Origin of the sequence: Granulicella sp. L46 (assembly GCF_009765785.1) — a bacterium.
Taxonomy (GTDB): Bacteria; Acidobacteriota; Terriglobia; order Terriglobales; family Acidobacteriaceae; genus Granulicella.
Map to the genome: position 1 here is coordinate 144,985 of NZ_LMUT01000018.1, position 22,284 is coordinate 167,268.

Here is a 22,284-nt window from a genome sequence, read left to right on the forward strand (position 1 = left end):
CGCTCCGCGCAAGAACATGAAAGCCGCGGTGGCGCTTGCCACTGCGGCTTTTCCTTTAATACCGAATACTGGGTGCCCCATCTCCGGATTTTCGGACATGGGCTGACGGCTAGCCCCGATAGGCATCCAGCCGCCGACAGGCCTCCGCAAGCTCGTCATCCTTCTTCGCAAAGCAGAACCGCAGCAGGTTCTCGCCGGGATTCACCCCCGCAGCATCGCTCGCGAAGAACGCCGACCCCGCAACCGCCGCAATCCCCGCATCCGCCAGGAGCCGCCGCGCCTTCTGCTTCGCGTCTGCGCCGGGTATCCGCGTAGCATCTGCCAGCACGTAGTATGCGCCGGTAGGAATCGACGGCGTCAGCTCAGCCCGTTTCAGCGCTGCGCAAATCAAATCCCGCTTCGCCTGGTACTCGGCTGTCAGCCCGTTGTAGAAGCTCTGCGGCAACTGCAGCAGCCCGGCCGCAGCTCCATGTTGCAGCGGGGAAGGCGCGCAGACGTAGAGCAAATCGTGGAAGTATCCAATCGCCGGCAGCCAGCGCTCGCTCGCCGCAAGATACCCGAGCCGCCATCCCGTCACCGAGAACGTCTTCGAGAATCCCGAGATCGTAATCGTGCGTTCAGCCATTCGCGGCAGCGTGGCGATGCTGATGTGCTCAGCGCCGTCGTAGATAAAGTATTCGTACATCTCGTCGGTGAAGACGAAGAGGTCGAACTCGATCGCCACTTCGGCGATCGCCTCAAGCTCTGTCCTCGAAAAGACTTTTCCCGACGGATTCGATGGGCTATTGATGATGATCGCCCGTGTGCGCGGCGTGATGGCAGCGCGCAGCCTTTCGACGTCCAACCCGAAATCCGGCCCAGCCAAAGGTACGACGACCGGTAGGATCCGCATGCTCTTCAGCGTACTCACGTGGTAACCATAGAACGGCTCCAACACCACGCACTCATCGCCCGCATTCAGCAACGCGAGCAGGGAAGCGTACATCGCTCCCGTCGCGCCGCTGGTCACAAATACCTGTGAGTGAGGGTCTACTTTTAGATGATTGAAGCTCGAAAACTTCTGTGCAATCGCCTCACGCAGAGAAACAATGCCGTCCATGCGCGTGTAGATATTGTGACCGGAACGAATCGCAGAGATCGCGGCTTCGACCACCGGATGCGGTGGGTCGGTATCGCACACACCCTGTGCCATGTTGATGCCATCCACCTCTGTACAAGCAACGGTCATGGCGCGAATCTCTGACTGGACGAAATGCGGTGCCAGTTCACTGAGACGAAGATTGCCGGCGGGAGAGAGTGTGGGAGATCGCATAAGAGAGGCGCACATCGTGCGTGCGCCTCCTATCCTAACGAAGTTATCGGTGTCCGTGAAGCGTCAAAACTTTCCGCTAGATTACGTGGAGCAACCAGAGGATCACAACGATCAGAAGGATCGTGCCCAGGCCACCGGCCGGGTAATAACCCCAGTTGCGCGAGTAAGGGTAGCTCGGGAAGGAACCAAAGACGAGAAGCAGCAGAATGATGATGACGATGAGCACGACGTGCCTCCAGAGAGATTGACTTGCAACTTCTATGTAGATGCTCTTTCGTTTGTTTCTGTTATCCAGGCAGAAGACAGGAAAGAATTTAGCCATCCAAGCAACGCGAAGACAGTCAAACGGCTCTTACGTTTCGTTGTGGTTACAAATAATGTTCAATCCATCCTCTGGTAAGGCGGCCTTCTCATGTTCTTAATCCTGGCAGTTGTCCTCGTTCTCCTTTGGCTCGGCGGCTTTTTCATGTTTCACGTCAGCAGCTTCCTCATTCACATTCTCCTGATCTTTGCGGTGATCTCGCTGGTTATGCACTTCGTATCCGGCGGCCGGAGTGCGGCGTAGCGTAAACATGCGCCTGTATGTCATCCAATGAGAAAGGCCGAACCTGACTAGGTTCGACCTTTCTTTTCTGGATATTTTGAAGAGTTACTGGTGCGCGATGTTCTCTGACGGCTTCGGTGGAGGAATCGGCAACGCTGGGGTCTGATCCAGCGCGGCGGGCGTCTCTTCCGCAAGTTTCATCGGCCTGCTGACCAGCGCAATTTCCAGCACCTCATCCATCTGCTCAACCCAATTGAGCTTCATCTCTTTCTTGATGAGATCCGGAAGGTCCGCAAGGTCTCGCTTATTCTCAGCGGGAAGAATGGCCTCGCGAATTCCTGCCCGATGCGCTGCCAGCAGCTTCTCTTTCAGACCGCCTATCGGAAGCACCTTCCCGCGCAACGTGATTTCCCCGGTCATAGCGATGTCGCGCCGCACCTCGATCTTGGTCAGCGCGCTCGCCAGAGCGGTAGCCAGGGTGATGCCTGCGGAAGGACCATCCTTGGGAATCGCGCCCTCGGGAACATGCACGTGGATATCTACGTTGCGATAGAAGTCCCGAGGCAGCCCAAGGTGATGTGAGCGCGAGCGGATGTAAGTCAGGGCAGCCTGCGCTGACTCCTGCATCACATCGCCGAGCTGTCCGGTCGCCGTCATCTTGCCCTTGCCGTCCAGCACCTGCACTTCGGTCTGCAGAATACTTCCGCCCATCTCCGTCCATGCGAGCCCGGTGACGAGGCCGATTTCGGACTTCTCCTGCACGCCCGAATCGCGATACTTTGCCACGCCGAGCAACGTGCTCAGCGTTTCCGCCGTGACTGTCTCGACATGCTTGTCGTCGCCAACAACCTTGCGAGCAACCTTTCGGCAAATATTGCCAATCTCGCGCTCAAGGTTGCGTACGCCGGCTTCACGCGTGTAGGAACGAATGATATCGCGCAACGCATCGTCGCTAAAGCTAATCTGCGTCGCCGTTAAACCCGTCGCCTCAATCTGTTTTCTCACCAGGTATTGCTTGGCGATCTCGAGCTTCTCGAGTTCCGTGTAGCCAGTCAACCGCAAAATCTCCATGCGGTCCTGCAGCGGGCCGGGAATCGTGTGCAGCACATTTGCCGTTGCCACGAACAGCACCTGCGAAAGGTCATATTCCACGTCGAGATAGTGATCCTGGAACGTGTGATTCTGCTCGGGGTCCAAAACCTCCAGCAGCGCCGACGCAGGATCGCCGCGGAAGTCCGAAGCCATCTTGTCGATCTCATCCAGCATGATCACCGGGTTCTTCGTGCCGGCCTTCTTCATCGACTGAATGATCTGCCCCGGCAGCGCGCCAATGTATGTCCGCCGATGTCCGCGGATCTCCGCCTCATCGCGCACTCCGCCGAGCGACATCCGCACAAACTTGCGGCCAGTTGCTTTTGCAATCGACATGCCCAGCGAGGTCTTGCCCACGCCCGGAGGCCCGACGAAGCAGAGGATCGAACCCTTCGGATTTTTCACCAGCTGCCGCACCGCGAGGAACTCGAGGATGCGGTCCTTGATCTTCTCGAGGCCATAATGATCTTCGTTCAGCACGGTCTCGGCGTTCTCGATGGAGCGAATCTCCTTGGAACGCTTCTTCCACGGAACCGCCAGCAACCAGTCCAGATAATTTCTGGACACGGTTGACTCAGCCGACATCGGCGGCATCGCCTCGAGCTTCTTCAGCTCCTGCATGGCCTTTTCCTGCACCTCTTTGGTCATGCCGGCTTCTTCAATCTTCTTCTTCAGCTCGTCGAACTCGCTCTTCTCACCGCGGCCCAGCTCCTTCTGGATGGCCTTGATCTTCTCGTTGAGGTAATACTCCTTCTGCGCGCGCTCCATCTGCCGCTTCACCCGCGACTGAATGGTGCGGTCCATGTTCAGCTTCTCAATCGCGATGTCGAGGGTATCCGCGATGCGCGAGAGCCGCACCTCTGGATCGAACACCTCCAGCAACTGCTGCTTCTCTTCGATTCCCAGCGGAAGGTTCGCTGCAATCACGTCCGCGAGTTTCGCGGGCTCGTCCATGCGTAGCGCAGCGGTGGCTTCCTGATTGAGCGACTGCTGCAGCTTGCCATACTGCTCAAACAACTGGTGCACCCGCGCGACTAGTTGCTCGGTCGCCGGTGTCGCCTGTAGCTCCACGTTTGAGGTTTTCACCGTCGCAACGAAGAACCCGTCGTCGTCGTTGATCTCGCTTGCGCGGGCGCGCTCAACGCCTTCCACCAGCACCTTGATATTTCCGTCAGGCATGCGCACCGACTGCACGATGTTGCCGATCACGCCAACGGTGTAAATATCATCCGGCGTCGGCTCATCGACCGAAGCGTCGTGCTGTGTTGCGAGAAAGATGCGGCGGTCGCCGTTGAGAGCTTCCTCCAGCGCACGGACGCTCGATTCGCGCCCCACCACAAAAGGGGTCATCATGTGCGGAAAGATGACCATCTCGCGGATGGGCATCATCGGAAGCTTGCGCATAGCGCCGTTCAGGATGTCGCGTTCGTCGTTTGTCATAGGCCTCCTGATTAGACGTGCTTTGCGCGGGAACGATGCGCGGCATGCTTGTACGGAATTGTACGCGCTGGGCGGATGGCGGAGTGAAGCGAGTTTTGATCCTACTAAAGAGGGAAGTGCCTTAAGGGTAAAACGGACAGCCGAGGCTGTCCGTTGCCTGTGCAAAAACCGGTATTAACTCAGCCAGCCTTCTCCAGAACCACAGGTACCATGATCTCGCGCGTACGGACCATCTCGTCCGTGATCACGAGTTCCTTGACCTTCTTGTTGCCCGGTACGTGATACATCAGGTCGAGCATTAACTCTTCCAGAATCATGCGGAGACCGCGCGCACCCACCTTGCGATGCAGTGCCTCGCGGGCAATCTCGCTGGCAGCTTCGTCGGTCCAGGTGACCTTCACACCCTCAAAGTCAAACAGCCGCGCGTATTGCTTCAGGATCGCGTTGCGCGGACGGGTAAGAATGTCGATCAGTGCTGCCTCGTCCAGTTCATCGAGAATTCCCAGAACGGGAAGCCGTCCAACAAACTCTGGGATCAGACCGTACTTCAGCAAATCCTGCGGTTCGGCCTGGCGCAGCAACTCGGAATCACGCTGCGCCCGGATCGGCGTCACCACGTCATCTTCCTTGGCAGCTACTTCGCCGATGGCCTTGAAGCCAAGCGCCTTCTTGCCTACGCGCCGCCCAATAACCTTTTCCAATCCGACAAACGCGCCACCGCAGATAAACAGGATGTTCGTCGTATCGACGATGGTGAACTCCTGGTGCGGATGCTTGCGTCCACCCTGTGGCGGAACGTTGGCGATCGTGCCCTCGAGCAGCTTCAGCAGCGCCTGCTGCACGCCCTCGCCCGACACATCGCGGGTGATCGAAGGATTCTCATCCTTGCGCCCAATCTTATCGATCTCGTCGATGTAGATGATGCCCTGCTGTGCGCGCGCGACATCCCCATCCGCAGCCTGCAGCAGCTTCAGAATGATGTTCTCGACGTCTTCGCCGACATATCCAGCCTCGGTCAGCGTCGTCGCATCGACAATCGCAAACGGCACATCGAGCATCTTCGCCAGGGTCTGCGCGAGCAGCGTCTTACCTGACCCCGTGGGCCCCACCAGCAAGATATTCGACTTCTGCATCTCGACATCATTGCCGCGCGTCTTGTTCATCTGGATACGCTTGTAGTGGTTGTAGACTGCAACCGCCAGCTTTTTCTTGGTCTGATCCTGGCCGATTACATACTCGTCCAGAAACGCCTTGACCTCGGCTGGTTTCGGCAGGTGAGCAGGAGCCGCACCGGCCTGCGCCTCACCCTTGTCGTCTTCGAGAATGGAATTGCACACCGCGACGCATTCATCGCAGATGTACGCGCGAGGATAATCCGATGGCGAGGAGATGAGCTTGGCAACGGCGTCCTGTGATTTATGGCAAAAAGAACAGCGGAGGGACTCTTCCGCGCCACGTGAGGTCTTCATAGACAGGGTGCACTCCTTCGCGCCCGTAGAACCCAACAGGCGTCACCAACGAAATTTAGTTTACACCTGAGAACACGGCCTCAGCGAGTATTGCAGAACCACAGGATGTGCAACTCGATTCCCTGTACCAAATTGGATCACTGCTCGCGAATTTCCCTGTACCACAGGAACAAAACTGCCTCATCCCCCGCAAACTTCTGCGCGACATGAGGCTGTTTCGCTAAGTATTCGATGCTGCGATGTGACTTAAGTTTCTATGTCGTGCGGGGACGATCAATGATGTCATCGATGATCCCGTACTCCTTGGCCTGCGGTGCCGTCATGATGAAGTCGCGCTCCACATCCCGCTCAATGCGATCCAGTGGCTGACCTGTGCTAGCGCTCATCAACTTGTTGGTAAGCTCGCGAATACGAAGAATCTCGCGCGCATGGATGTCGATATCGGTAGCCTGTCCGCCCAGTCCGCCCATCGACGGCTGGTGGATCAGGATGCGCGAGTTGGGCAACGTGAACCGCTTGCCCTTCTTGCCCGCCATCAACAGGAATGCGCCCATCGACGCTGCCTGCCCTATGCAGAACGTCACCACGTCGTTCTTGATGTACTGCATCGTGTCGTAGATTGCCAGGCCGGCCGAGATCGACCCGCCGGGTGAGTTGATGTACAGCTGAATGTCCTTCTCCGGGTCCTCGCCCGAGAGAAAAAGCATTTGCGCGATGATCAGATTGGCGACGTTATCGTCAATCGGCGTGCCGAGAAAGATGATGTTGTCGCGCAGCAGACGGCTGTAAATGTCGTACGAGCGTTCGCCCCGGCTCGTCTGCTCGAGCACCATCGGTATAAGTCCCATAGCTCTTTTCCTTTGCGTCTAGTCGTGCGTGAGGTTAGGGGTTAACGTCGGGAGCGCAAGCGAAGCTACCAGTGATAGCTAGCGTTGTGTCCAGCTTAGCTCGCCAGCTTGTCGAAAAGCACGGTCCCCGTCTTTTCCCGGCGCATCTGTTCCCGAATCCGGTCAAGCGATCCATCCTCTGCCAACCGCTTGCGAAGCGCATCCACCGGCTCTCTCGACTGCAGCGAGAGCATCAGCAGCTCACGCTCCATGTCTTCGTCGGTCACGGTAATGTGCTCACGCTCGGCTACCTGATCCAGGATCAGCGACACCTTGACCTCGGTGACAGCCTGGTCGCGTTGAGCGCCGCGCAGCCGCTCGAAGTCCAGCTGCCGCATCTGCTCCGAGCTCATGCCCTGCTGCGCCAGTGCACGTAATCCGCGCTCCAGCCGCGCATCGATCTGCGCCTGCACAAACGTTTCGGGAACAGGGAACTGATACTTCGCCACCAGCTCATCGAGCATAATGTCGCGAGCCCGCGCTTCCAGCGCTTCCTTCTTGCGGCCTGCAAGGCGCTCGCGCAGCTTGGTCTCGAAGTCATTCCAATCCGAGTACGGTCCGAGCTGCTTGGCGAACTCTTCGTCGCGCTCCGGGAACGTCTTCTTCTTGATCGCCTTAACCGTCACGTCGTAGCTGACCGTCTTGCCCGCCAGCCGTGCATCGCCAAACTCCGCCGGGTAGGTCGCCTCAAACGAAAGCTCCTGCCCAACCTTGGCACCGCGCAACGCCTCGTTGAATGCTTGCAGCGTATTCTTGCCGCCGATCTCGATGAGAACGTCTTCGCCACTGATCTGCTGGCTAGGATCCTTGTCCTCAAGACCTTCCTCGCCAACCACTTGCGCGAGATCCTGGATCTTGCCCTTGAACTCAATCTCAGCCCAGTCGCCGTCCGTCAGCAGGCGATCCTCTTCCACCGGCTCAACCGTTGCGTGGTGGTCGAGTACGTTGGCCAGCTCAGCCTCGAACTCGCCCTCTTCCAGCGCTGCGTTCGGCCGCTCGACCTTGGTCGCGTCATAGCCGTCGATGTTGATCTCCGGCAGCACTTCGAACGTCGCCTTGAACTTCAGCGGCGCGCCGTCGGCGAGCAGCAGCTCGCTGATCTGCGGCTGCGAAACCGGCTGAATCTTTTGCTCCTCGAGAGCCTTGCGGAAGCGGTCGCTCACCAGCGACTCCAGGACCTCCTGGCGAACTTCCTTGGCGAACCGCGACTTGATCAGCGACGGAGGAACCTTGCCCGCGCGGAAGCCCGGAATGCGCGCCAGCTTGGTGTAGCGCTTGGTCACCTGCTGGAACGCCTTGCTGACGTCTTCGGCAGAAGCCTCAACCTCAATCGAGCGCGTCAGCTCAGGGTTCAGTGTGGGAGCGGGAGCGTGATGGTGCTCGTGACCTTCGTGGTCATGACCTGTGTGGTCGTGGTCAAGGTCATGGACTTCAACATCATGATCTTCCAGCGAGCTCGCGGTCGCGCTCGGCGTGAGGTTGTCGTCCTGAACATCAAGGGAACTGCCTGTGGGTGTATCTGTGGTGGGGGTCAAATGAGTGCCTTCCGAAGGTTTTGGCGAGGTGGCTGATTCTGATGTCGTGTGCGTTGTTGGCCGTCAGTAGAACCATCAACGCAGTTCGCCAATCCTAAGAATACGAGTGTGTAGCGCGAGGGTCAAACGTTGCGGTCAGAATCCAGCATGGATTTCCAACGCAGCCGGCGAATTGCAAGCCCAACCGCCCCATCATCGAAAAAAACGGCTACGGCGTGATTGTCGAGGCGCCCAGTTGGGAGATCTCGAGCCGCACTTTCCAACGTAGCGTCGCTCCCGGCGCCAGCGTGATCATACCTGCGTTCTCCGGGCTATCCCACTCCGGGCCAAATGGATCGTCCAGGTTGGTATTGGGCCCGATCGATACCCATGGCTTATCTGCCGGTGCGATCACGCGCATGCTCGTAATGTCGGGTGTTAGCGGAATCACGCTCAGCCGGTAATTGTAAGAAGGATCGCTGAGCTCGGCTACCGGTCCGCTCGCCACACCGGACAGAAGGTTGGTATACGTCGCACCGATCGCGGTCAGTCCCAGTTTCGTTCCCCCCTGCTTCGAGAGATCGTCGTCCTTGCCTGCGACGCTCACCATGCGTCCAGTGGGTTTACCCGACTGCTTGCTAACTTCCATGATCGTCTGCGAAGGCACACTGAGCAGGGCATTGGACCGGTCGCCGCTGGGAATCGCGAAGAAGGGATGCCAACCCACGCCGAACGGCGCCGGTTGCTGTCCGGTATTTTGCGCGGTGACGGTCAAATCGAGATCGTGAGCGGTTAGCTGAGCTTCAACCGTCACATCAACAGTAGATAGCCAATTGCCTGAAAAATCTCCCGCATGAAAGACCGCGACGACCGACTGGCCATCCGGGAGAACGTCGCTCTTCACCGTGTCGGCCGCACGCGCAAGTAACAGCCCTTCGACCGACATATTGCTCCCAGAGTTTTCCGCCGGAAAGCTCAGGCGCTTACCATTCCAGTTGGTCGACAGCATCCCCTGAGTGCTCGTGGAGGTTCCCGAAAGCCTCTGTGCCCAGGGCAGAAGCACGGCACCACCAACGGTGGTGCTCGCCGAACCATTGGCATCATCATCCTGGCCGTTAAGAAGTCCAGAAGCGCTTGCCAGCAACGGTGAAACCAGCAGCGAAACCTCTCCATGCCCGGGAATCAGCGCCGTAACCTGAAATACATTCATGCCTCGACCGGGCAGAAACGTCGCAGAGATGAGCTCGACGCCCTTTCCGATCGATGTCGCGCTGCGACTGAGGCGAATAGGATCCTGCCCGCCCGGGCCAGTCGGCATAACCTCCGCAGGAGGTTGCGGATTCACCCTCGTCTTCAGCTTCTCGAGATTCCCGTGCCCACGCTCATAGGCCGCAGCCAGGAGCGCAGCGCAAAGCAATCCAACCAGGCTCGGCGTCAGCCAGCCCCGCGTTGAAAAATGCTGACCTTCCGATGAGGATGTCCGTTGTCCTGTCTGTGGTCGTCCCAGCTTCATCTTTCTTCAATCTCCAGGCCTTGTTCTCTACCGCAAGGCCCAATAGTGCTCCCGCCCTGGGAGCCCAGGCAACAACCTGGCCTATGACACACTAAACTCACTAAACTTCCGAGAGCGAAACCCATTAAACTTCTGAGAGCGGTGTCGCCGACTACCGGCGCAACTTCCCAGATTGGAGAGACGTCCCTTAACGCCAATAGGATGGCTCAACACTTATACGCCTGATCACTACCAACGTTATCATCGACCGACGATAGCAAAACGATTACCCGGTTCCAAGGAAGACTCTTCGTGTGCCCCCAGCGGCCTGTCCCAAAACATCCCCTCCCCATTCTCGATCAGCTGCAGCAGAATATCGCCCAGTGCACCCGCTGTCCTCGCCTCATCACCTACATTCGTGGCATCGGTGAGACTCGTCGCAAATCTTACCGCGACCAGGAATACTGGGCCAAACCTGTCCCTGGATTCGGCGATCCCAATGCTCGCATCCTGATCCTTGGCCTCGCTCCTGGCGCCCACGGAGCTAACCGGACGGGCCGTCCCTTCACCGGCGACGGTTCCGGCGACTTCATGTACCCGGTCCTCCACGAGCTCGGCCTGGCAAGCAAGCCAGCTGCCACCAGCCGTGACGACGGCCTCAAGCTGCGCAAGATCTGGATTGGTTCGGTCGTCCGCTGTGCCCCTCCCGGCGACAAGCCCACGCCGCAGGAGATTCGCAACTGCTCGGCTCACCTGACAGCAGAGGTCGCCGCGCTCCCGAAGGTCCGCGTCGTCGTCTGCCTCGGCAAGATCGCATGGGACGGCTACCTCGCGCATCTGCTCAATGAGGGCGTCATCGAACGCCGATCCGCCTACACCTTCCGCCATGGAGCCGAGTACCTCTTGCCCAACAAGATCACCCTACTCGGCAGCTACCATCCCTCCCTGCGCAATACCAACACCGGCCGTCTCAACCGACCCATGTTCGCCCGGGTATTCCTCCGTGCTCTCGAATTGAGTGGTCTTGCCTAAAGCATCACTGTATATTTCGACATGTAAAACATAGAATCTGCACAAGCGGCCCTGCGAGGTTCATCTCAACTACAACCTGCGGCGCAGTGCGCGAATCATATGCTGTGAACAGAAGATTACGAGCGGTTAAACAAATAGAACGGGAGGACGATATGCGTCATAAGGAATTCTGGATTGCCCTGGGAGTGGGTGCAGCCATCGGAGGCGTTGCGGCACTGCTCTACGCCCCGCAGACTGGCACAGCCACGCGCAAGAAGTTGAAGCGCGGTCTCGAAGATCTCGGTGACACCCTCGAAGACGCCGGCGAATACCTCAAGGATCAAGCAGAGCGTCTGGGCAAAGAAGCTCAGAAGCTCATCGATGCCAGCAAGGACCAGTTCGATGACGCTGTCGACGCAGCGACCGGGGTCGTGAAATCGGCCAACAAGGCCGCCCGCTCGGCGTCGAAGCTCATCTAAATCAACTCACCATCAGATCTTGCCGACAGGAACAGAAGGCTCGCAGCCATCCGCTGCGGGCCTTCTGTTTTGCGTCCACCAACGAGAATGCGCCCCGACCGAAGGTCGGAGCGCATTCTCTTGCTTCATGCTTTTCGCAACTAGACAGTGGTAAGTGCCAGTCCGGCAGCCTTCTCTTCACCCTCAGCCGCAACCGGCCGATAGTGCAGTTGGTTGTTCTCGAGGTAGACCTCCAGGAACGCAGGCCGCTCGGCGATGAGCCCAGCGATGAGCGCTTCGGAGAGCGGATCTTCGATGAACCGCTGCAGCGCGCGCCGCAACGGCCGTGCACCGTAGCTTCGGTCCACCAGCGTCTTGTCCAGGATCCAGCGTTGCGCATCGTCGCGCACCGTCAGCGTAATGGCCTTGTGCACCAGGTTCTTGTTCAGGCCCTGCACCAGCAGGTCCATGATCTGCATCAGGTCCGAATCGCTCAGCGACGTGAACACGATGACCTCGTCCAGGCGGTTGAGGAACTCGGGGTTGAAGGTTCTCTTCACCTCGCCCATCACCATCTCCTGCATCTTCTCGAGCACAATCTCATCCTTGCTCGATTGGAAGCCCAGGCCTTCGCGCTTCATCAAATGCTTCGCGCCAATGTTCGACGTCATGATGATGATCGTGTTCTTGAAGTCGACCGTGTTGCCCAATCCGTCGGTCAACTGGCCGTCTTCAAACACCTGTAGCAGCAGGTTGAACACATCAGGATGAGCCTTCTCGACTTCGTCAAGCAGCACGACCGAGTATGGCGAACGCTTCACGCGCTCCGTTAACTGGCCGCCCTCCTCGTAGCCCACGTAGCCCGGAGGCGAGCCAATCAGCTTGCTCACCGAATGCTTCTCCATGAACTCCGACATATCGAAGCGGATCAGCGACTTTTCGCTGCCGAACAAAAATTCGGCTAACGTCCGTGCCATCTCTGTTTTGCCCACGCCTGTAGGTCCAAGGAACAGGAAGCTGCCAATGGGCCGCGCCGGATTCTTCAACCCAGCACGAGACCGCCGAATCGCCCTTGCCAGCGCCGAGATCGCCTTGCCCTGCGCGATCACCCGCTTGTGAAGCTCCTCCTCAACGCGCAACAGCTTCTGCGTCTCTTCTTCCTTGATCGACGTAATCGGAACGCCCGTCCAGCGCGACACCACGTCCTCAATATCCTCGCGCGTCACAATGCCCGAGCTCGATTCATCGAGGTGATACTTGTCGCGCAGCGCCCGTAGGTTTTCCCGCTCCTTGCGCTCTTCGTCCGAGTAAAAGCGTGCTTTCTCAAACTCGTGATTCGCAATCGCGTTCTCCATGCGGTGCACGATGAACTTGATCCGCTTCTGCACCTCGGTCAACTCTTCGGGCAGCGTCGTCTGGCGCAGCTTCACCCGCGCGCCAGCCTCGTCGATCAAATCAATCGCCTTGTCCGGCAGGAACCGATCTGGGATATACCGGCTGGAGTGCGAGACGGAGAACGTAATCGCGTCGTCGGTATAGCTGACGGCGTGGAACTTCTCGTACTTCTCCCGAATGCCCATCAAAATCTTGATGGCATCTTCTTCGTTCGGCGGCGGCACCTTTACAGCCTGGAATCGCCGCTCAAGCGACCGGTCCTTCTCAATCGACTTGCGATACTCCGCCGGCGTCGTCGCTCCGATGCACTGGATTTCGCCGCGGCTTAGAGCCGGCTTTAGAATATTAGCTGCATCCAGCGAACCCTCAGCCGATCCAGCGCCAACCAGCGTATGCAGTTCATCGATAAACACGATGCAGTTCTGGTTTTCGATCAACTCTTTCATGATCGTCTTCAACCGCTCTTCAAACTGCCCGCGATACTTCGTTCCGGCAACGATCAGCGAAAGATCAAGCGACAGCACGCGCTTCTCCGCGAGGAAGCTAGGCACCTCGCCGTCAGCAATCTTCTGCGCCAGTCCTTCAACGATTGCCGTCTTACCCACGCCCGGCTCGCCAATCAGCACTGGATTATTTTTCGTGCGCCGGCACAGGATCTGGATCACGCGCTCGACTTCGAAGTCGCGTCCAACGAGCGGATCAAGCTGCTGGTCAGTTGCCGCTTGAGTGAGGTCGCGCGAGAATTCCGCCAGCATGGATTGCTCCTGCTGCGCGGCACCGCCGCGTTGCTTGCCGCTGCCGCTTGCCGCCGCCGGCTTCTCCTGCGTCGTGCGCTGCAGCTCTTCGCGAATCGCAGCCAGTCGCAGCCCGCGCTCGGTCAAAATCTCTGCGGCGAAACACTTCTCCTCGCGCAGCAGTCCCAGCAGCAGGTGCTCGGTCCCAATATGTTTGTGGCTCAGCCGCTCGGCCTCTTCCGCCGCATACGCGAGCACGCGCTTGCACTCGTTCGAGAGCGGAAGATCGACCGAGGTCGAAACCTTCTCGCGCACGATCGTGCGTTGTTCAATCTGTTTGCGAATGGATTCTACCGAAGCATGCGACCGCAGAAAGCGGTTCGTGAGTGCCTTGTCTTCCCGAAGCAGGCCCAGTAAGAGATGTTCGGTTTCAATGTACGGCGATCCGAACTGGCTCGCCTCGTAGCGCGCGAAGAAAATCACGCGCCGCGCCTTTTCTGTATAGCGTTCGAACATACTCCCCCTTCGAACCGTCGCTCCGCGCTTGAAACCAAATCTGAAACGAGGAGCGCGGTCTGCGAATGACGATTGCGTGGCCACCGTCGCGTTCGGTTGCGACGGAGAGGACTGATTGTTGAAAAGCTCTGGAAACAACCAGCTGAGTTGACCCTAGTGTATCCGTCTCAAGCGCCTATGGAAAACGCTCCGGAACTTTCAGGAATCAAAGATTAGACGTTTCTGTGGGAAATCGGTCGCAAATTGCCCTGAAACGGCCCAGAGGCACCCGCGTGTCCCATTTCCGAACAGCCGGTATGCGCCTATGTCGCGGCCAAGCGGCCATCTAAGCCACTGCGAGTCGGCCAGCTTTTAATCGCAGCACCCGGTCGCACCGCCCCGCAAACTCCAGGTTGTGCGTCACCAGCACGCTCGCCAGCGCATTCTCCCGATGCAGCTCCTGCAGCAGCTCGAACACCCGCTCCGCCGTCGCTCCATCGAGATCCCCCGTAGGCTCGTCCGCCAGCAGCAGTTTCGGCTTCGTAATCAGCGCCCGCGCAATCGACAGCCGCTGCTGCTCCCCCCCCGACAATTCGCCCGACCGATGCTCCCCGCGATCCCCCAGCCCCACCCGCTGCAACCATCGCGCGGCTTCCTCCAACGCCACCCCCCGCCGCGCCCCTCGCGAAAGTAATGGCATGGCCACATTCTCCAGCGCTGTAAACTCCGGCAGCAGGTAATGAAACTGCCACACATAGCCAATCTCCCGATTGCGATATTCCCCCGCCTGCCGCGCATTCAGCCGCGTCACATTGGTCTCGCCGCACCACACCTCGCCCGACGTCGGACGATCTAGCGCCGCCAGTAAATGCAGCAGGGAACTCTTGCCCGCGCCACTCTCCCCCACCACCGCGACCATCTCGCCCGCCGCGACTTCCAACGAAAGATCCTCGAACAGCCGCAGCCCCACGCCGCCCGCAGCCAGCGGCGCGTACGTCTTCTCCAGCGCTACAGCTCTAAGCACCGGCGTCATTCGCGCTCCGTCAATCGCGGGCAGGGGACTGCTCATTCGGCCGCAGTCTCCCCAGCCGCGACAGGCTCAGCATGCGGCGCGATCTCTGCGCTGCTCCGCGCCTTAGGCTTCCACTCCGCGCGAAACGCCACGCCCATCCGGTTCCAAGCATTGATGTTCGCAATCGCAAACGTCAGGTCCACGAGATCCTTTTCCTGGAAGAACGCACTCACCGCGGCATACTCCTCGTCGGACACATGCGACGCATTCACATCCGTCACCGCCTCCGTCCACGCCAGCGCCGCGCGCTCTCGCGGCGTAAACGCATCCGACCCCCGCCAGTCCGCCACGGCATCGATGCGGCTGTCTGGCTCATGATGCTTATGCAGCTCGTCGCTATGCATCCCAATGCAGTACCCGCAGCCATTGAGCTGCGACGCGCGCAGATACACCAGCTCCAGCAGCACCGGCTCCAGCACAGTCTCGGTGTTAATGTAGTGTCCCAGCGAAGCCAGCGCCTCATAACCGCCCGGCGCAAGTTTTGGATATTTCAGTCTCATACGTATCGTGCCTCCATCAAATATCTAACGCGACTATTCATACCGCAGCGCCTCGGCCGGCAGCACACTCGCAGCCGAGCTCGACGGATAAATCGTCGCCAGCAAACTCATTCCCAAACTCACCCCCGCCACCACCAGCGCGTCCACCAGCCGCGGCGCGAACGGCAGGTAGTCGATCGAGTACACGCTCGCATCCAGGGCAATGAACCGATAGTGCGACCCGACGATGCTCACCACATATCCCAGTACCAGGCCCAGCACCGTTCCCACAGCCGAGATCAGCAGCCCCTGCAGCAGGAAAATCTTTCGCACCTGCTCCGCCGTCACGCCAAAGCTCATCATCACGGCAATGTCGCGCGTCTTCTCCATCACCATCATGGTCAGCGCAATCAGAATATTCAGCGCCGCCACGACCACAATCAGCGCCAGCACAATGAACGTGACATCCTGCTCCAGCTTCATGGCGCGAAACAACTCGCGATTCTGCTCCATCCAGTTGGTCGTCTGGAAGCCGGGCCCGGCCGCAGCCTCAATGGCCTTGCCCACCTGCTCGGCTTTGTACAGGTCATCGATCTTGAAGCTGATCACACTCACCAAATCCGGCTCGGAGAACAGTCGCTGCGCATCGGTCAGCCGCATAAACGCATAGCCATCGTCATACTGGTAGAAGCCGGACGAGAAAATCCCCACCACGCGAAACCGCTGATAGCGAGGCACCAATCCCAGCGGCGTCAACTCACCCTGCGGCGAGGTCACCAGCAGGGAATCGCCAACCTCGGCTCCCAGCGTCAACGCGAGTTCATGCCCAATCACCAGGGGCGGCGCCAACTGACTTCCCGCTGCAACCGTCGACGTATTTGGAGCCAGTTCCGCAGCCGATCCCTCATTCACCGACTGCAACAAGTTCCCAACCGTCGCCTCATCCGCCGGCACAATCCCCTTGATCAGCGCGCCGCCACTCCGCGCGCCCCGTGAGATCAGCACCTGTCCATAAAGTCCCGGCGCCACCGCGGTCACATGCGGTACGGCCGCTAAGCGTGCCATCAGCGGTCGCCAGTGGCTTATCCCATCGCCCGCCGTCCGCATCAGCTGCACATGCGCAGTCGAACCCACCAGCCGCTGCTGCAAATCCCGCCGCATGCCATTCGTAATCGCCAGCGCAATAATTAGCGCCGCCACGCCCGCCGCCACGCCCACCACCGAGATCACGGTTATCAACCCAACAACGGCCTGCCGCCGTCGGGCGCGAAGATAACGTGCAGCGACAAAGAGTTCGAAACGCATCAACCGCTATCTTACCTGCGAGCGTCCACCGCCCCACTTACCCTAGTTCGCCAGCACTGCCCGGTACCGCACCTGGTTCTTCTTCACCTTGTCCACGGCCTTGTTCGCATCTTTCATCGCGAACTTCTCCGTGATGGCCTTCACCTTGTGCCGCGCCGCCACATCCAGCATCTCGTGCAGATCCCGCGGGCTGCCCGACGGGCTTCCCGCAAGCGCCTTCTGGCCGCCAATCAAGCTGAACGCCGAAATCTGCATCGGCGAAGGCGACGCTCCCAGGACCACCAGCGTTCCCTTGGGCCGCAGCATCGCAATGAAGCTCTGGAAGTCCTGGTCCGCCGACACGGTACACAGAATTAAGTCCAGACTTCCCGCCGCCTTCTTGATCTCGCCATTCTCCCGGGTATTCACAAAGTTGTGCGCGCCCAGCGTACGGGCCTCGGCCTCTTTATCCTTGGAGGTCGAAAACGCCGTCACCTCGCACCCAAACGCGCGGGCGAACTGTAGCCCCATATGTCCCAGGCCGCCAATCCCAACCACGCCGACGCGCGACGACGGCCGCGCCAGCCAATTCTTCAGCGGGCTATACACCGTAATCCCCCCACACAGCAGGGGAGCCACATTCTCGCTCTCCATCCCCTCCGGCACAGGGATCGCAAACTTCGCATTTACGCGGATCGCATCTGCATACCCGCCGTTGCGCCCAATGCAGGTCGGCTGCGCCTTCGCACACAGGTGCTCATCGCCCTGCCGGCACCACTCGCAGATCCCGCAGGAGTCCGCCTGCCAGCCAATTCCCACCCGCTCGCCCAGCTTCCGATCCGTCACCTCGGAGCCCACGCCCGTCACTGTCCCCACAATCTCGTGCCCCGGAATAAACGGGTACTTGCTCAATCCCCAATCGTTATCAATCAGGTGGATATCCGAATGGCACACCCCGCAATGGGTGATCTTGACTTCAACCTCGTGCGGCCCCAACTCCCCTACCGAATACTTGTACGGTAGAAGCTGAGCCCCCGCCGCATGGGTGGCAAGTCCGCGAATCTCTGGCATGGAAGAGCTCCTTCACACTTTCAGTGCATCAATATATCGATTGCCTTTGTCGTAACCACCATAAGATGCCATGGCTGGCAATGCGCGTTTTCTAAATCTTGGCTTTCCACAATTCTAGACCGAAAACCCTGCCAAAATTTGTCAATCCACAGCTTCCTGGTCGCAGGTTTATGTCATAATTATCTAGCGCCTCTGGTCGGGACGACCCCCCACCGGTCGCATCCCTTGATAGGAGGCGCGATTTGAAAGCAAAGGGTCCGCTGGCACCCCCCGGCGGCCCTTTGTGTTTAATCCCACATCTTCCAGGCCTGTTCCAACAAGTTAGATCCGCCGAGCAGTCACGAACCACGCCGCTAATCCTTTGTGGCCGAATCTTGTCTCAATCCAGTCTCGCTCGACGGCAACAATATCCCATCCGTTGCCAGCGTTTAACGCAGCTCGCACTTCTTCCTCGCGCACCGGATGCGGGCCAAGATCGGGTCCCTCATCGCTGAAGCTCAGCACGTAAAGCGTTCCGCCCGGCTTGGTCACCGACGCCAGGCTCGCCACATATCCCGGGCGCTCGTCTGCGTTGAAGGTGTGAAACAATCCGCAATCCAGCACGGTTTCAAAGCTGCGTCCCAATCGTCCCAGTTGGAATGCATCAGCCACGGCAAAGTCAGCCTTGAGGCCACGCTCAGCGGCTTTCCGGCGAGCCATCGCCAGCGCCGTTTCAGCCACGTCAACGCCCAGTACGGACAGGCCTAGCGACGCGGCAAGAAGAGCATGCTCCCCGGTCCCGCATCCCGCATCCAGCACGGGCCCCGTAAATCCGCCCATGGAGGCCACCCGCACAAACGCTGGCTGCGGCCGACCGATATCCCACGGCGCACCAGCGCCCTGATACGACGCGTCCCAGGGAACTCCCGTCATCCGCTCATGGCTCGTCGGTTGCCGCCCACCGAACGCATCATCTACTGGTCTTCCTGCTGGCTCCGCCATCTTTGTCCCTCCCCAAAATCGTCTCACCAAGCCTTACCAGAACACCAGAGATGGCATGTGAAATTAGATCTTTACATATTCCTTATAAGGAATATATTGATCTTCATGACACGACAGGCTCATCCCGCCGACGTCTTCACCGCCATCGCCGAGCCCCGTCGCCGCCAGGTCATCGCCGTGCTCTCCGATGGCGAGGAGCACGCCGTCAACGAAATTGTCGTTCGCATGAAGATGGACCAGTCTCCGGTCTCGAAGCATCTCAGTGCACTGCACAAGGTCGGCGTCGTGACGGTCGTCAAGCGTGGACAGCACCGCATGTACCGCCTCAATGCCGAGGGCCTCAAGCCGGTCCACGACTGGGTGAAAGTCTTCGAACGCTACTGGACCCACCAGGTCGACCAGATCAAGCAGCGCGCCGAACGCAAGGCCTTAGAACGATTAATTCGCCTCGACGACGGTCCCAATAAAAAGGAGGAATAATGGCAGCCACTGTAAAGGAAGGCGTAGTGCAAGCCTTCGAGATCATCAAGGAAGAAGAGATCGCCGCCCCGATCGAGATCGTCTTCGAGACCATCTTAGAGCAGATGGGACCGCTGAACTCCACGCCCGAAAAGCCCATGCCGATGGTGCTTGAAGCGTGGCCCGGCGGCCGCTGGTATCGCGACCTCGGCAACAACACCGGCCACTTCTGGGGTACGGTGCAGGCCATTAAGGCGCCCTCGCTGCTCGAGATTTGGGGTCCGCTCTTCATGTCGAACCCCGCGGTTTCGAACCTCCAATATCGCCTCACGGAGGAAAACGGCGTCACCCGCATGCGCTTCGTACATCGCGCGATGGGCTGGATCGGTGAAAACGAGCGCGGCGTCCACGAAGGTTGGACTCACATGATCGAACGCATCCGCACAGCAGTCGCGGAGCGGAAAGGAAGGTAGCCATGTGTCCCTTCTGCATCGGTACGGCAGTATGGATTGCGGCAGGTGCCGTCACCACGGGTGGTGTCTCCGCGATCGCCATCACCAAACTCTGGAACAAAAAATCTCGCGAGCCCCAACCTACAGCCTTGACCGGCGATAGTTCCGCGCCGCCGTCGCAACGCTCTTGAACCACAAATCACATTAGCGCGAACAAGGAGGAAACAATGTCGAACACCAATGACTCGACCGGCAAGACAACCAACGAGCAGATCGCAGCGATGAAGAAGCCTCCCGTCGTCTCGGCGGACGAATGGCAGAAGTCCTGGGAAGAGCTGCTGGTCAAAGAGAAGGAGCTCACCCGCACGCGTGATGCAATGGCCGCAGCGCGACGCCGCATGCCGTGGCTCGCGGTCGAAAAGGAGTACGTCTTCGAAGGCCCGCAAGGGAAGCGCTCGCTGCTCGAACTCTTCGAAGGCCGCCGCCAACTCGTGCTCTATCGCGCCTTCTATGATTCGAACGTCTACGGCTGGCCCGACCACGCCTGCGTCGGCTGCTCGCTCGGCGCCGACCAGGTCTCGCACCTCGCCCACCTGCACGCCCGCGATACCACGCTCGCCTACGCCTCGCGCGGTTCGCAGGAAAACATCGCGAAGCTGAAACACCGCATGGGCTGGGAAAAGATCCCTTGGTACACCATCACCGACGACTGGGACAAAGACTTCAGCGTCGACCAATGGCACGGCCACAACGTTTTCTTCCGCGACGAGAACGACAAAATCTTCCGCACCTACTACGTCAACAACCGCGGCGACGAAAACATGGGCACCCTCTGGAGCTTCCTCGACGTCACGCCGTTAGGCCGCCAGGAAGATTGGGAAGACTCGCCCGAGGGCTATCCCAAAGGACCGCGCTACAAGTGGTGGCGCTGGCACGATGTCTACGGTAAGGAAGACGCCGAATTGGGCAAGGTCTTGGACAGAGCCATGGTCACGCTGGATCTGTAGCCCCGCTGGCCGCGGTCATCTCGACGCGGCTGCGTTTCTCGAAAGCTGGTTAGCGGCTGTAATTCTGCGCGTACATGTCATGCGGAAGTCCCAGGGAACGAGAGCGATGGGCCAGGGCATAGGCCGCCTCCCGGTCCATGACTCCGCCGATCGAAACCAGGAACGGAGCGTGGCCGCTGGGGGTGAAGACCACCGGCTGCAGCTCCGGATGGGAGCGTGCCAGGTCAGAGACCTTCTTCTCCGCGTCCGTTCTGCGGTTGTAAGTGAAGGTGATCACTCGCCAACCGGCGCGTGATCCAACCGCTGCGGGAAGGCTCACGGGCGGCGTATTCGCGGCGACGGTCCCGGGAGCGGCGTCGGTCGCGATTGGATTGGCCGATTGCGCCGCTGGTTGGACGGCTGGTTGCGAAACGGCAGCAGCCTGCGCTTCGTGCTGATGCTCATTCCATGCGTGCGCAACGATCCATGAGCAAAGCAGCAGGAGAAGAGCAGCGACGCCGGCGCCGATCGCGCGGGAACGAAGCGAGAAATTCTGGTCGTCTTCCCAACTGTCTTTGCGGTTCCAGCGATCGTTGCGGGCAGTTGAGCCGGCAAATCTCGCGTTTCGCTCCTCCTTGCGCAGAGGCAGAGAGCCCTGCGCTTCTGGGCGCACAGGAGGCTTGGCAGCAACACTCGCAACTTTCTGCTCGCCTATGGTCGTCGCTGCCGGAGCCGCATTCACCGGTGCCGGCGCTGGTTGCTGATTCGCACCAAACTGGCGTCCGAGAGCCGCCCTGATGTCATCCAGTCCCCATGTGCCCTCGATTCCGTTGCGGATAATCTGGCCGAAGGGCGCAGGCATGGCGGAATCGGGAATGCCCTCGACCGATTCTCGTTGAGTCAGACCCTGCAGGAGCACGGTTGCGAGATCGTGCACGTCGCGCTGCTTCAGGGCGCGGCCTTCCTCTCCCTCCGGCGCTTCGCGGATGCAGTCGCCGCGCAGCTTGACTCCACCGTCAATGGCAAAGATATTGCGCGGTTCGACGTGCTCGTGAATGAAGCCGTGGGTATGCAGTACATCGAGCGCGGCCACCAGGCTGGATGCCAGCTGGGCCACATCCTTGACATCCAGATGGCCCTGGTCAAGGACTTCGGCAAGATTCGTGTCCACCGTCTCGAAGACTGCATAGACGACCGGGCGGCCATCGAGCTCGGTCTGGCCGAAGCGCTCAAACTTGAGGAAGTTCGGATGACTCAACGCGTCTATGCAACGCCAACGGGCAAGAATGTCCTCTTCATCGAAGTGACACTCAATGAGGCGCACTACCGTCGGTTCGCCGTTGGTGCCGGCGGTGGAGTAAAACGCACTGCGGCCCTCGGGCATCAGAAGCTTCTGCAAGCGGAAAGCGCCGTCGATGGTGACGCCTTCATAGTCGGTCCATAGCTGCATATATCAAGTCCTGCGTTGGGAGTGGGTCGAGCCAGGAATACAAAAGGGTGACGTGCACGATCAAACCAGCGAGCCGCGAGTGCGTACGCAACGGCTCTTATTGTCACAGTCATTATCGCAAATAATGGCCGTGGAATTTCGGAAAGGCTCCCTGCTTGATTCCGGGAAGGAAAACGCGCCGCCCGGGAAAGTACGTTCGGCGTATTA

21 protein-coding genes are annotated in these 22,284 nt (G+C 59.3%); 7 read left to right on the plus strand and 14 right to left on the minus strand.

Annotated features, from left to right (window positions below; translation table 11 throughout):
* Positions 1-109: 109 nt before the first annotated feature.
* Positions 110-1,312, minus strand: a complete 1,203-nt coding sequence (locus GSQ80_RS19410; protein ID WP_254059791.1) for a pyridoxal phosphate-dependent aminotransferase — start codon at positions 1,310-1,312, stop codon at positions 110-112.
* 76 nt (positions 1,313-1,388) lie between these two features.
* A complete protein-coding gene (locus GSQ80_RS19415; protein WP_158789310.1) occupies positions 1,389-1,634 on the minus strand; it encodes a DUF3309 domain-containing protein in 246 nt (81 codons plus the stop codon).
* Between the two features lie 90 nt (positions 1,635-1,724).
* On the opposite strand from GSQ80_RS19415, the gene GSQ80_RS19420 reads away from it, so the two are divergent.
* Positions 1,725-1,877 carry a lmo0937 family membrane protein gene (locus GSQ80_RS19420; protein ID WP_158789311.1) on the plus strand — a complete coding sequence of 51 codons (153 nt, stop codon included), beginning with the start codon at positions 1,725-1,727 and terminating at the stop codon, positions 1,875-1,877.
* An 84-nt stretch (positions 1,878-1,961) separates the two neighbouring features.
* On the opposite strand, the gene lon is transcribed toward GSQ80_RS19420, so the two are convergent.
* The 5 genes from lon to GSQ80_RS19445 form a co-directional block, all read right to left on the minus strand.
* Positions 1,962-4,388, minus strand: a complete 2,427-nt coding sequence (gene lon, locus GSQ80_RS19425) for an endopeptidase La (protein ID WP_158789312.1) — start codon at positions 4,386-4,388, stop codon at positions 1,962-1,964.
* A gap of 179 nt (positions 4,389-4,567) precedes the next feature.
* Positions 4,568-5,857: an ATP-dependent Clp protease ATP-binding subunit ClpX gene (clpX, locus tag GSQ80_RS19430; protein ID WP_158789313.1), complete on the minus strand. Its 1,290-nt coding sequence runs from the start codon at positions 5,855-5,857 to the stop codon at positions 4,568-4,570.
* A 254-nt stretch (positions 5,858-6,111) separates the two neighbouring features.
* Positions 6,112-6,705 carry an ATP-dependent Clp endopeptidase proteolytic subunit ClpP gene (gene clpP / locus GSQ80_RS19435; protein ID WP_158789314.1) on the minus strand — a complete coding sequence of 198 codons (594 nt, stop codon included), beginning with the start codon at positions 6,703-6,705 and terminating at the stop codon, positions 6,112-6,114.
* A gap of 95 nt (positions 6,706-6,800) precedes the next feature.
* The gene (gene tig, locus GSQ80_RS19440) at positions 6,801-8,279 is read right to left on the minus strand and encodes a trigger factor (RefSeq protein WP_254059792.1); all 1,479 of its coding nucleotides are present in this window, start codon (positions 8,277-8,279) and stop codon (positions 6,801-6,803) included.
* Positions 8,280-8,487: 208 nt separating this feature from the next.
* Positions 8,488-9,771, minus strand: coding sequence for an aldose 1-epimerase (locus GSQ80_RS19445; protein ID WP_158789315.1), 1,284 nt, complete (start codon positions 9,769-9,771; stop codon positions 8,488-8,490).
* Between the two features lie 291 nt (positions 9,772-10,062).
* Here GSQ80_RS19445 and GSQ80_RS19450 point away from each other — a divergent pair, with 291 nt between their 5' ends.
* Entirely contained in the window at positions 10,063-10,782 is a 720-nt protein-coding gene (locus GSQ80_RS19450; RefSeq protein WP_174241366.1) for a uracil-DNA glycosylase, read from the plus strand.
* 152 nt (positions 10,783-10,934) lie between these two features.
* Positions 10,935-11,240 (plus strand): YtxH domain-containing protein, encoded by a 306-nt coding sequence (locus tag GSQ80_RS19455; RefSeq protein ID WP_158789316.1) that lies wholly within the window; start codon positions 10,935-10,937, stop codon positions 11,238-11,240.
* 140 nt (positions 11,241-11,380) lie between these two features.
* Here the strand turns inward: GSQ80_RS19455 and GSQ80_RS19460 are convergent, their stop codons facing one another.
* The 6 genes from GSQ80_RS19460 to GSQ80_RS19485 all read right to left on the minus strand — a co-directional run bounded on the left by GSQ80_RS19460 (position 11,381) and on the right by GSQ80_RS19485 (position 18,730).
* A complete protein-coding gene (locus GSQ80_RS19460) occupies positions 11,381-13,864 on the minus strand; it encodes an ATP-dependent Clp protease ATP-binding subunit (protein ID WP_158789317.1) in 2,484 nt (827 codons plus the stop codon).
* Between the two features lie 325 nt (positions 13,865-14,189).
* On the minus strand, positions 14,190-14,912 hold the full coding sequence (locus tag GSQ80_RS19465; RefSeq protein WP_254059793.1) for an ABC transporter ATP-binding protein: 723 nt from the start codon (positions 14,910-14,912) through the stop codon (positions 14,190-14,192).
* Positions 14,909-15,415 (minus strand): carboxymuconolactone decarboxylase family protein, encoded by a 507-nt coding sequence (locus tag GSQ80_RS19470; RefSeq protein ID WP_174241367.1) that lies wholly within the window; start codon positions 15,413-15,415, stop codon positions 14,909-14,911. The genes GSQ80_RS19465 and GSQ80_RS19470 overlap by 4 nt, the downstream gene beginning before the upstream one ends.
* A 33-nt stretch (positions 15,416-15,448) precedes the next feature.
* Entirely contained in the window at positions 15,449-16,699 is a 1,251-nt protein-coding gene (locus GSQ80_RS19475; RefSeq protein WP_158789318.1) for an ABC transporter permease, read from the minus strand.
* Positions 16,700-16,741: 42 nt separating this feature from the next.
* On the minus strand, positions 16,742-17,749 hold the full coding sequence (locus GSQ80_RS19480; RefSeq protein ID WP_158789319.1) for an NAD(P)-dependent alcohol dehydrogenase: 1,008 nt from the start codon (positions 17,747-17,749) through the stop codon (positions 16,742-16,744).
* 321 nt (positions 17,750-18,070) lie between these two features.
* Complete coding sequence (locus GSQ80_RS19485; RefSeq protein WP_174241368.1) at positions 18,071-18,730, minus strand: class I SAM-dependent methyltransferase; 660 nt, start codon at positions 18,728-18,730, stop codon at positions 18,071-18,073.
* Between the two features lie 105 nt (positions 18,731-18,835).
* On the opposite strand from GSQ80_RS19485, the gene GSQ80_RS19490 reads away from it, so the two are divergent.
* Genes GSQ80_RS19490 through GSQ80_RS19505 form a run of 4 tightly spaced genes read left to right on the plus strand, consistent with a single transcriptional unit; the run spans position 18,836 to position 20,648 of the window.
* Positions 18,836-19,210, plus strand: coding sequence for a helix-turn-helix transcriptional regulator (locus GSQ80_RS19490; RefSeq protein ID WP_158789434.1), 375 nt, complete (start codon positions 18,836-18,838; stop codon positions 19,208-19,210).
* The gene (locus GSQ80_RS19495) at positions 19,210-19,662 is read left to right on the plus strand and encodes an SRPBCC domain-containing protein (RefSeq protein ID WP_158789320.1); all 453 of its coding nucleotides are present in this window, start codon (positions 19,210-19,212) and stop codon (positions 19,660-19,662) included. Before GSQ80_RS19490 ends, GSQ80_RS19495 begins: the two co-directional genes overlap by 1 nt.
* Before the next feature lie 2 nt (positions 19,663-19,664).
* Positions 19,665-19,832, plus strand: a complete 168-nt coding sequence (locus GSQ80_RS19500; protein WP_158789321.1) for a hypothetical protein — start codon at positions 19,665-19,667, stop codon at positions 19,830-19,832.
* Positions 19,833-19,868: 36 nt separating this feature from the next.
* Positions 19,869-20,648: a DUF899 family protein gene (locus tag GSQ80_RS19505; RefSeq protein WP_158789322.1), complete on the plus strand. Its 780-nt coding sequence runs from the start codon at positions 19,869-19,871 to the stop codon at positions 20,646-20,648.
* Between the two features lie 49 nt (positions 20,649-20,697).
* Here the strand turns inward: GSQ80_RS19505 and GSQ80_RS19510 are convergent, their stop codons facing one another.
* Positions 20,698-22,077: a hypothetical protein gene (locus GSQ80_RS19510; RefSeq protein ID WP_158789323.1), complete on the minus strand. Its 1,380-nt coding sequence runs from the start codon at positions 22,075-22,077 to the stop codon at positions 20,698-20,700.
* Positions 22,078-22,284: the final 207 nt, after the last annotated feature.

Bases quoted from the DNA above. Each gene is read 5' to 3' on its own strand.
- GSQ80_RS19410 (WP_254059791.1), bottom strand. From the start codon at position 1,312: ATGCGATCTCCCACACTCTCTCCCGCCGGCAATCTTCGTCTCAGTGAA.
- GSQ80_RS19415 (WP_158789310.1), bottom strand. From the start codon at position 1,634: ATGGCTAAATTCTTTCCTGTCTTCTGCCTGGATAACAGAAACAAACGA.
- GSQ80_RS19420 (WP_158789311.1), top strand. From the start codon at position 1,725: ATGTTCTTAATCCTGGCAGTTGTCCTCGTTCTCCTTTGGCTCGGCGGC.
- lon (WP_158789312.1), bottom strand. From the start codon at position 4,388: ATGACAAACGACGAACGCGACATCCTGAACGGCGCTATGCGCAAGCTT.
- clpX (WP_158789313.1), bottom strand. From the start codon at position 5,857: ATGAAGACCTCACGTGGCGCGGAAGAGTCCCTCCGCTGTTCTTTTTGC.
- clpP (WP_158789314.1), bottom strand. From the start codon at position 6,705: ATGGGACTTATACCGATGGTGCTCGAGCAGACGAGCCGGGGCGAACGC.
- GSQ80_RS19445 (WP_158789315.1), bottom strand. From the start codon at position 9,771: ATGAAGCTGGGACGACCACAGACAGGACAACGGACATCCTCATCGGAA.
- GSQ80_RS19455 (WP_158789316.1), top strand. From the start codon at position 10,935: ATGCGTCATAAGGAATTCTGGATTGCCCTGGGAGTGGGTGCAGCCATC.
- GSQ80_RS19460 (WP_158789317.1), bottom strand. From the start codon at position 13,864: ATGTTCGAACGCTATACAGAAAAGGCGCGGCGCGTGATTTTCTTCGCG.
- GSQ80_RS19465 (WP_254059793.1), bottom strand. From the start codon at position 14,912: ATGAGCAGTCCCCTGCCCGCGATTGACGGAGCGCGAATGACGCCGGTG.
- GSQ80_RS19470 (WP_174241367.1), bottom strand. From the start codon at position 15,415: ATGAGACTGAAATATCCAAAACTTGCGCCGGGCGGTTATGAGGCGCTG.
- GSQ80_RS19475 (WP_158789318.1), bottom strand. From the start codon at position 16,699: ATGCGTTTCGAACTCTTTGTCGCTGCACGTTATCTTCGCGCCCGACGG.
- GSQ80_RS19480 (WP_158789319.1), bottom strand. From the start codon at position 17,749: ATGCCAGAGATTCGCGGACTTGCCACCCATGCGGCGGGGGCTCAGCTT.
- GSQ80_RS19485 (WP_174241368.1), bottom strand. From the start codon at position 18,730: ATGGCGGAGCCAGCAGGAAGACCAGTAGATGATGCGTTCGGTGGGCGG.
- GSQ80_RS19490 (WP_158789434.1), top strand. From the start codon at position 18,836: ATGACACGACAGGCTCATCCCGCCGACGTCTTCACCGCCATCGCCGAG.
- GSQ80_RS19495 (WP_158789320.1), top strand. From the start codon at position 19,210: ATGGCAGCCACTGTAAAGGAAGGCGTAGTGCAAGCCTTCGAGATCATC.
- GSQ80_RS19500 (WP_158789321.1), top strand. From the start codon at position 19,665: ATGTGTCCCTTCTGCATCGGTACGGCAGTATGGATTGCGGCAGGTGCC.
- GSQ80_RS19505 (WP_158789322.1), top strand. From the start codon at position 19,869: ATGTCGAACACCAATGACTCGACCGGCAAGACAACCAACGAGCAGATC.
- GSQ80_RS19510 (WP_158789323.1), bottom strand. From the start codon at position 22,077: ATGCAGCTATGGACCGACTATGAAGGCGTCACCATCGACGGCGCTTTC.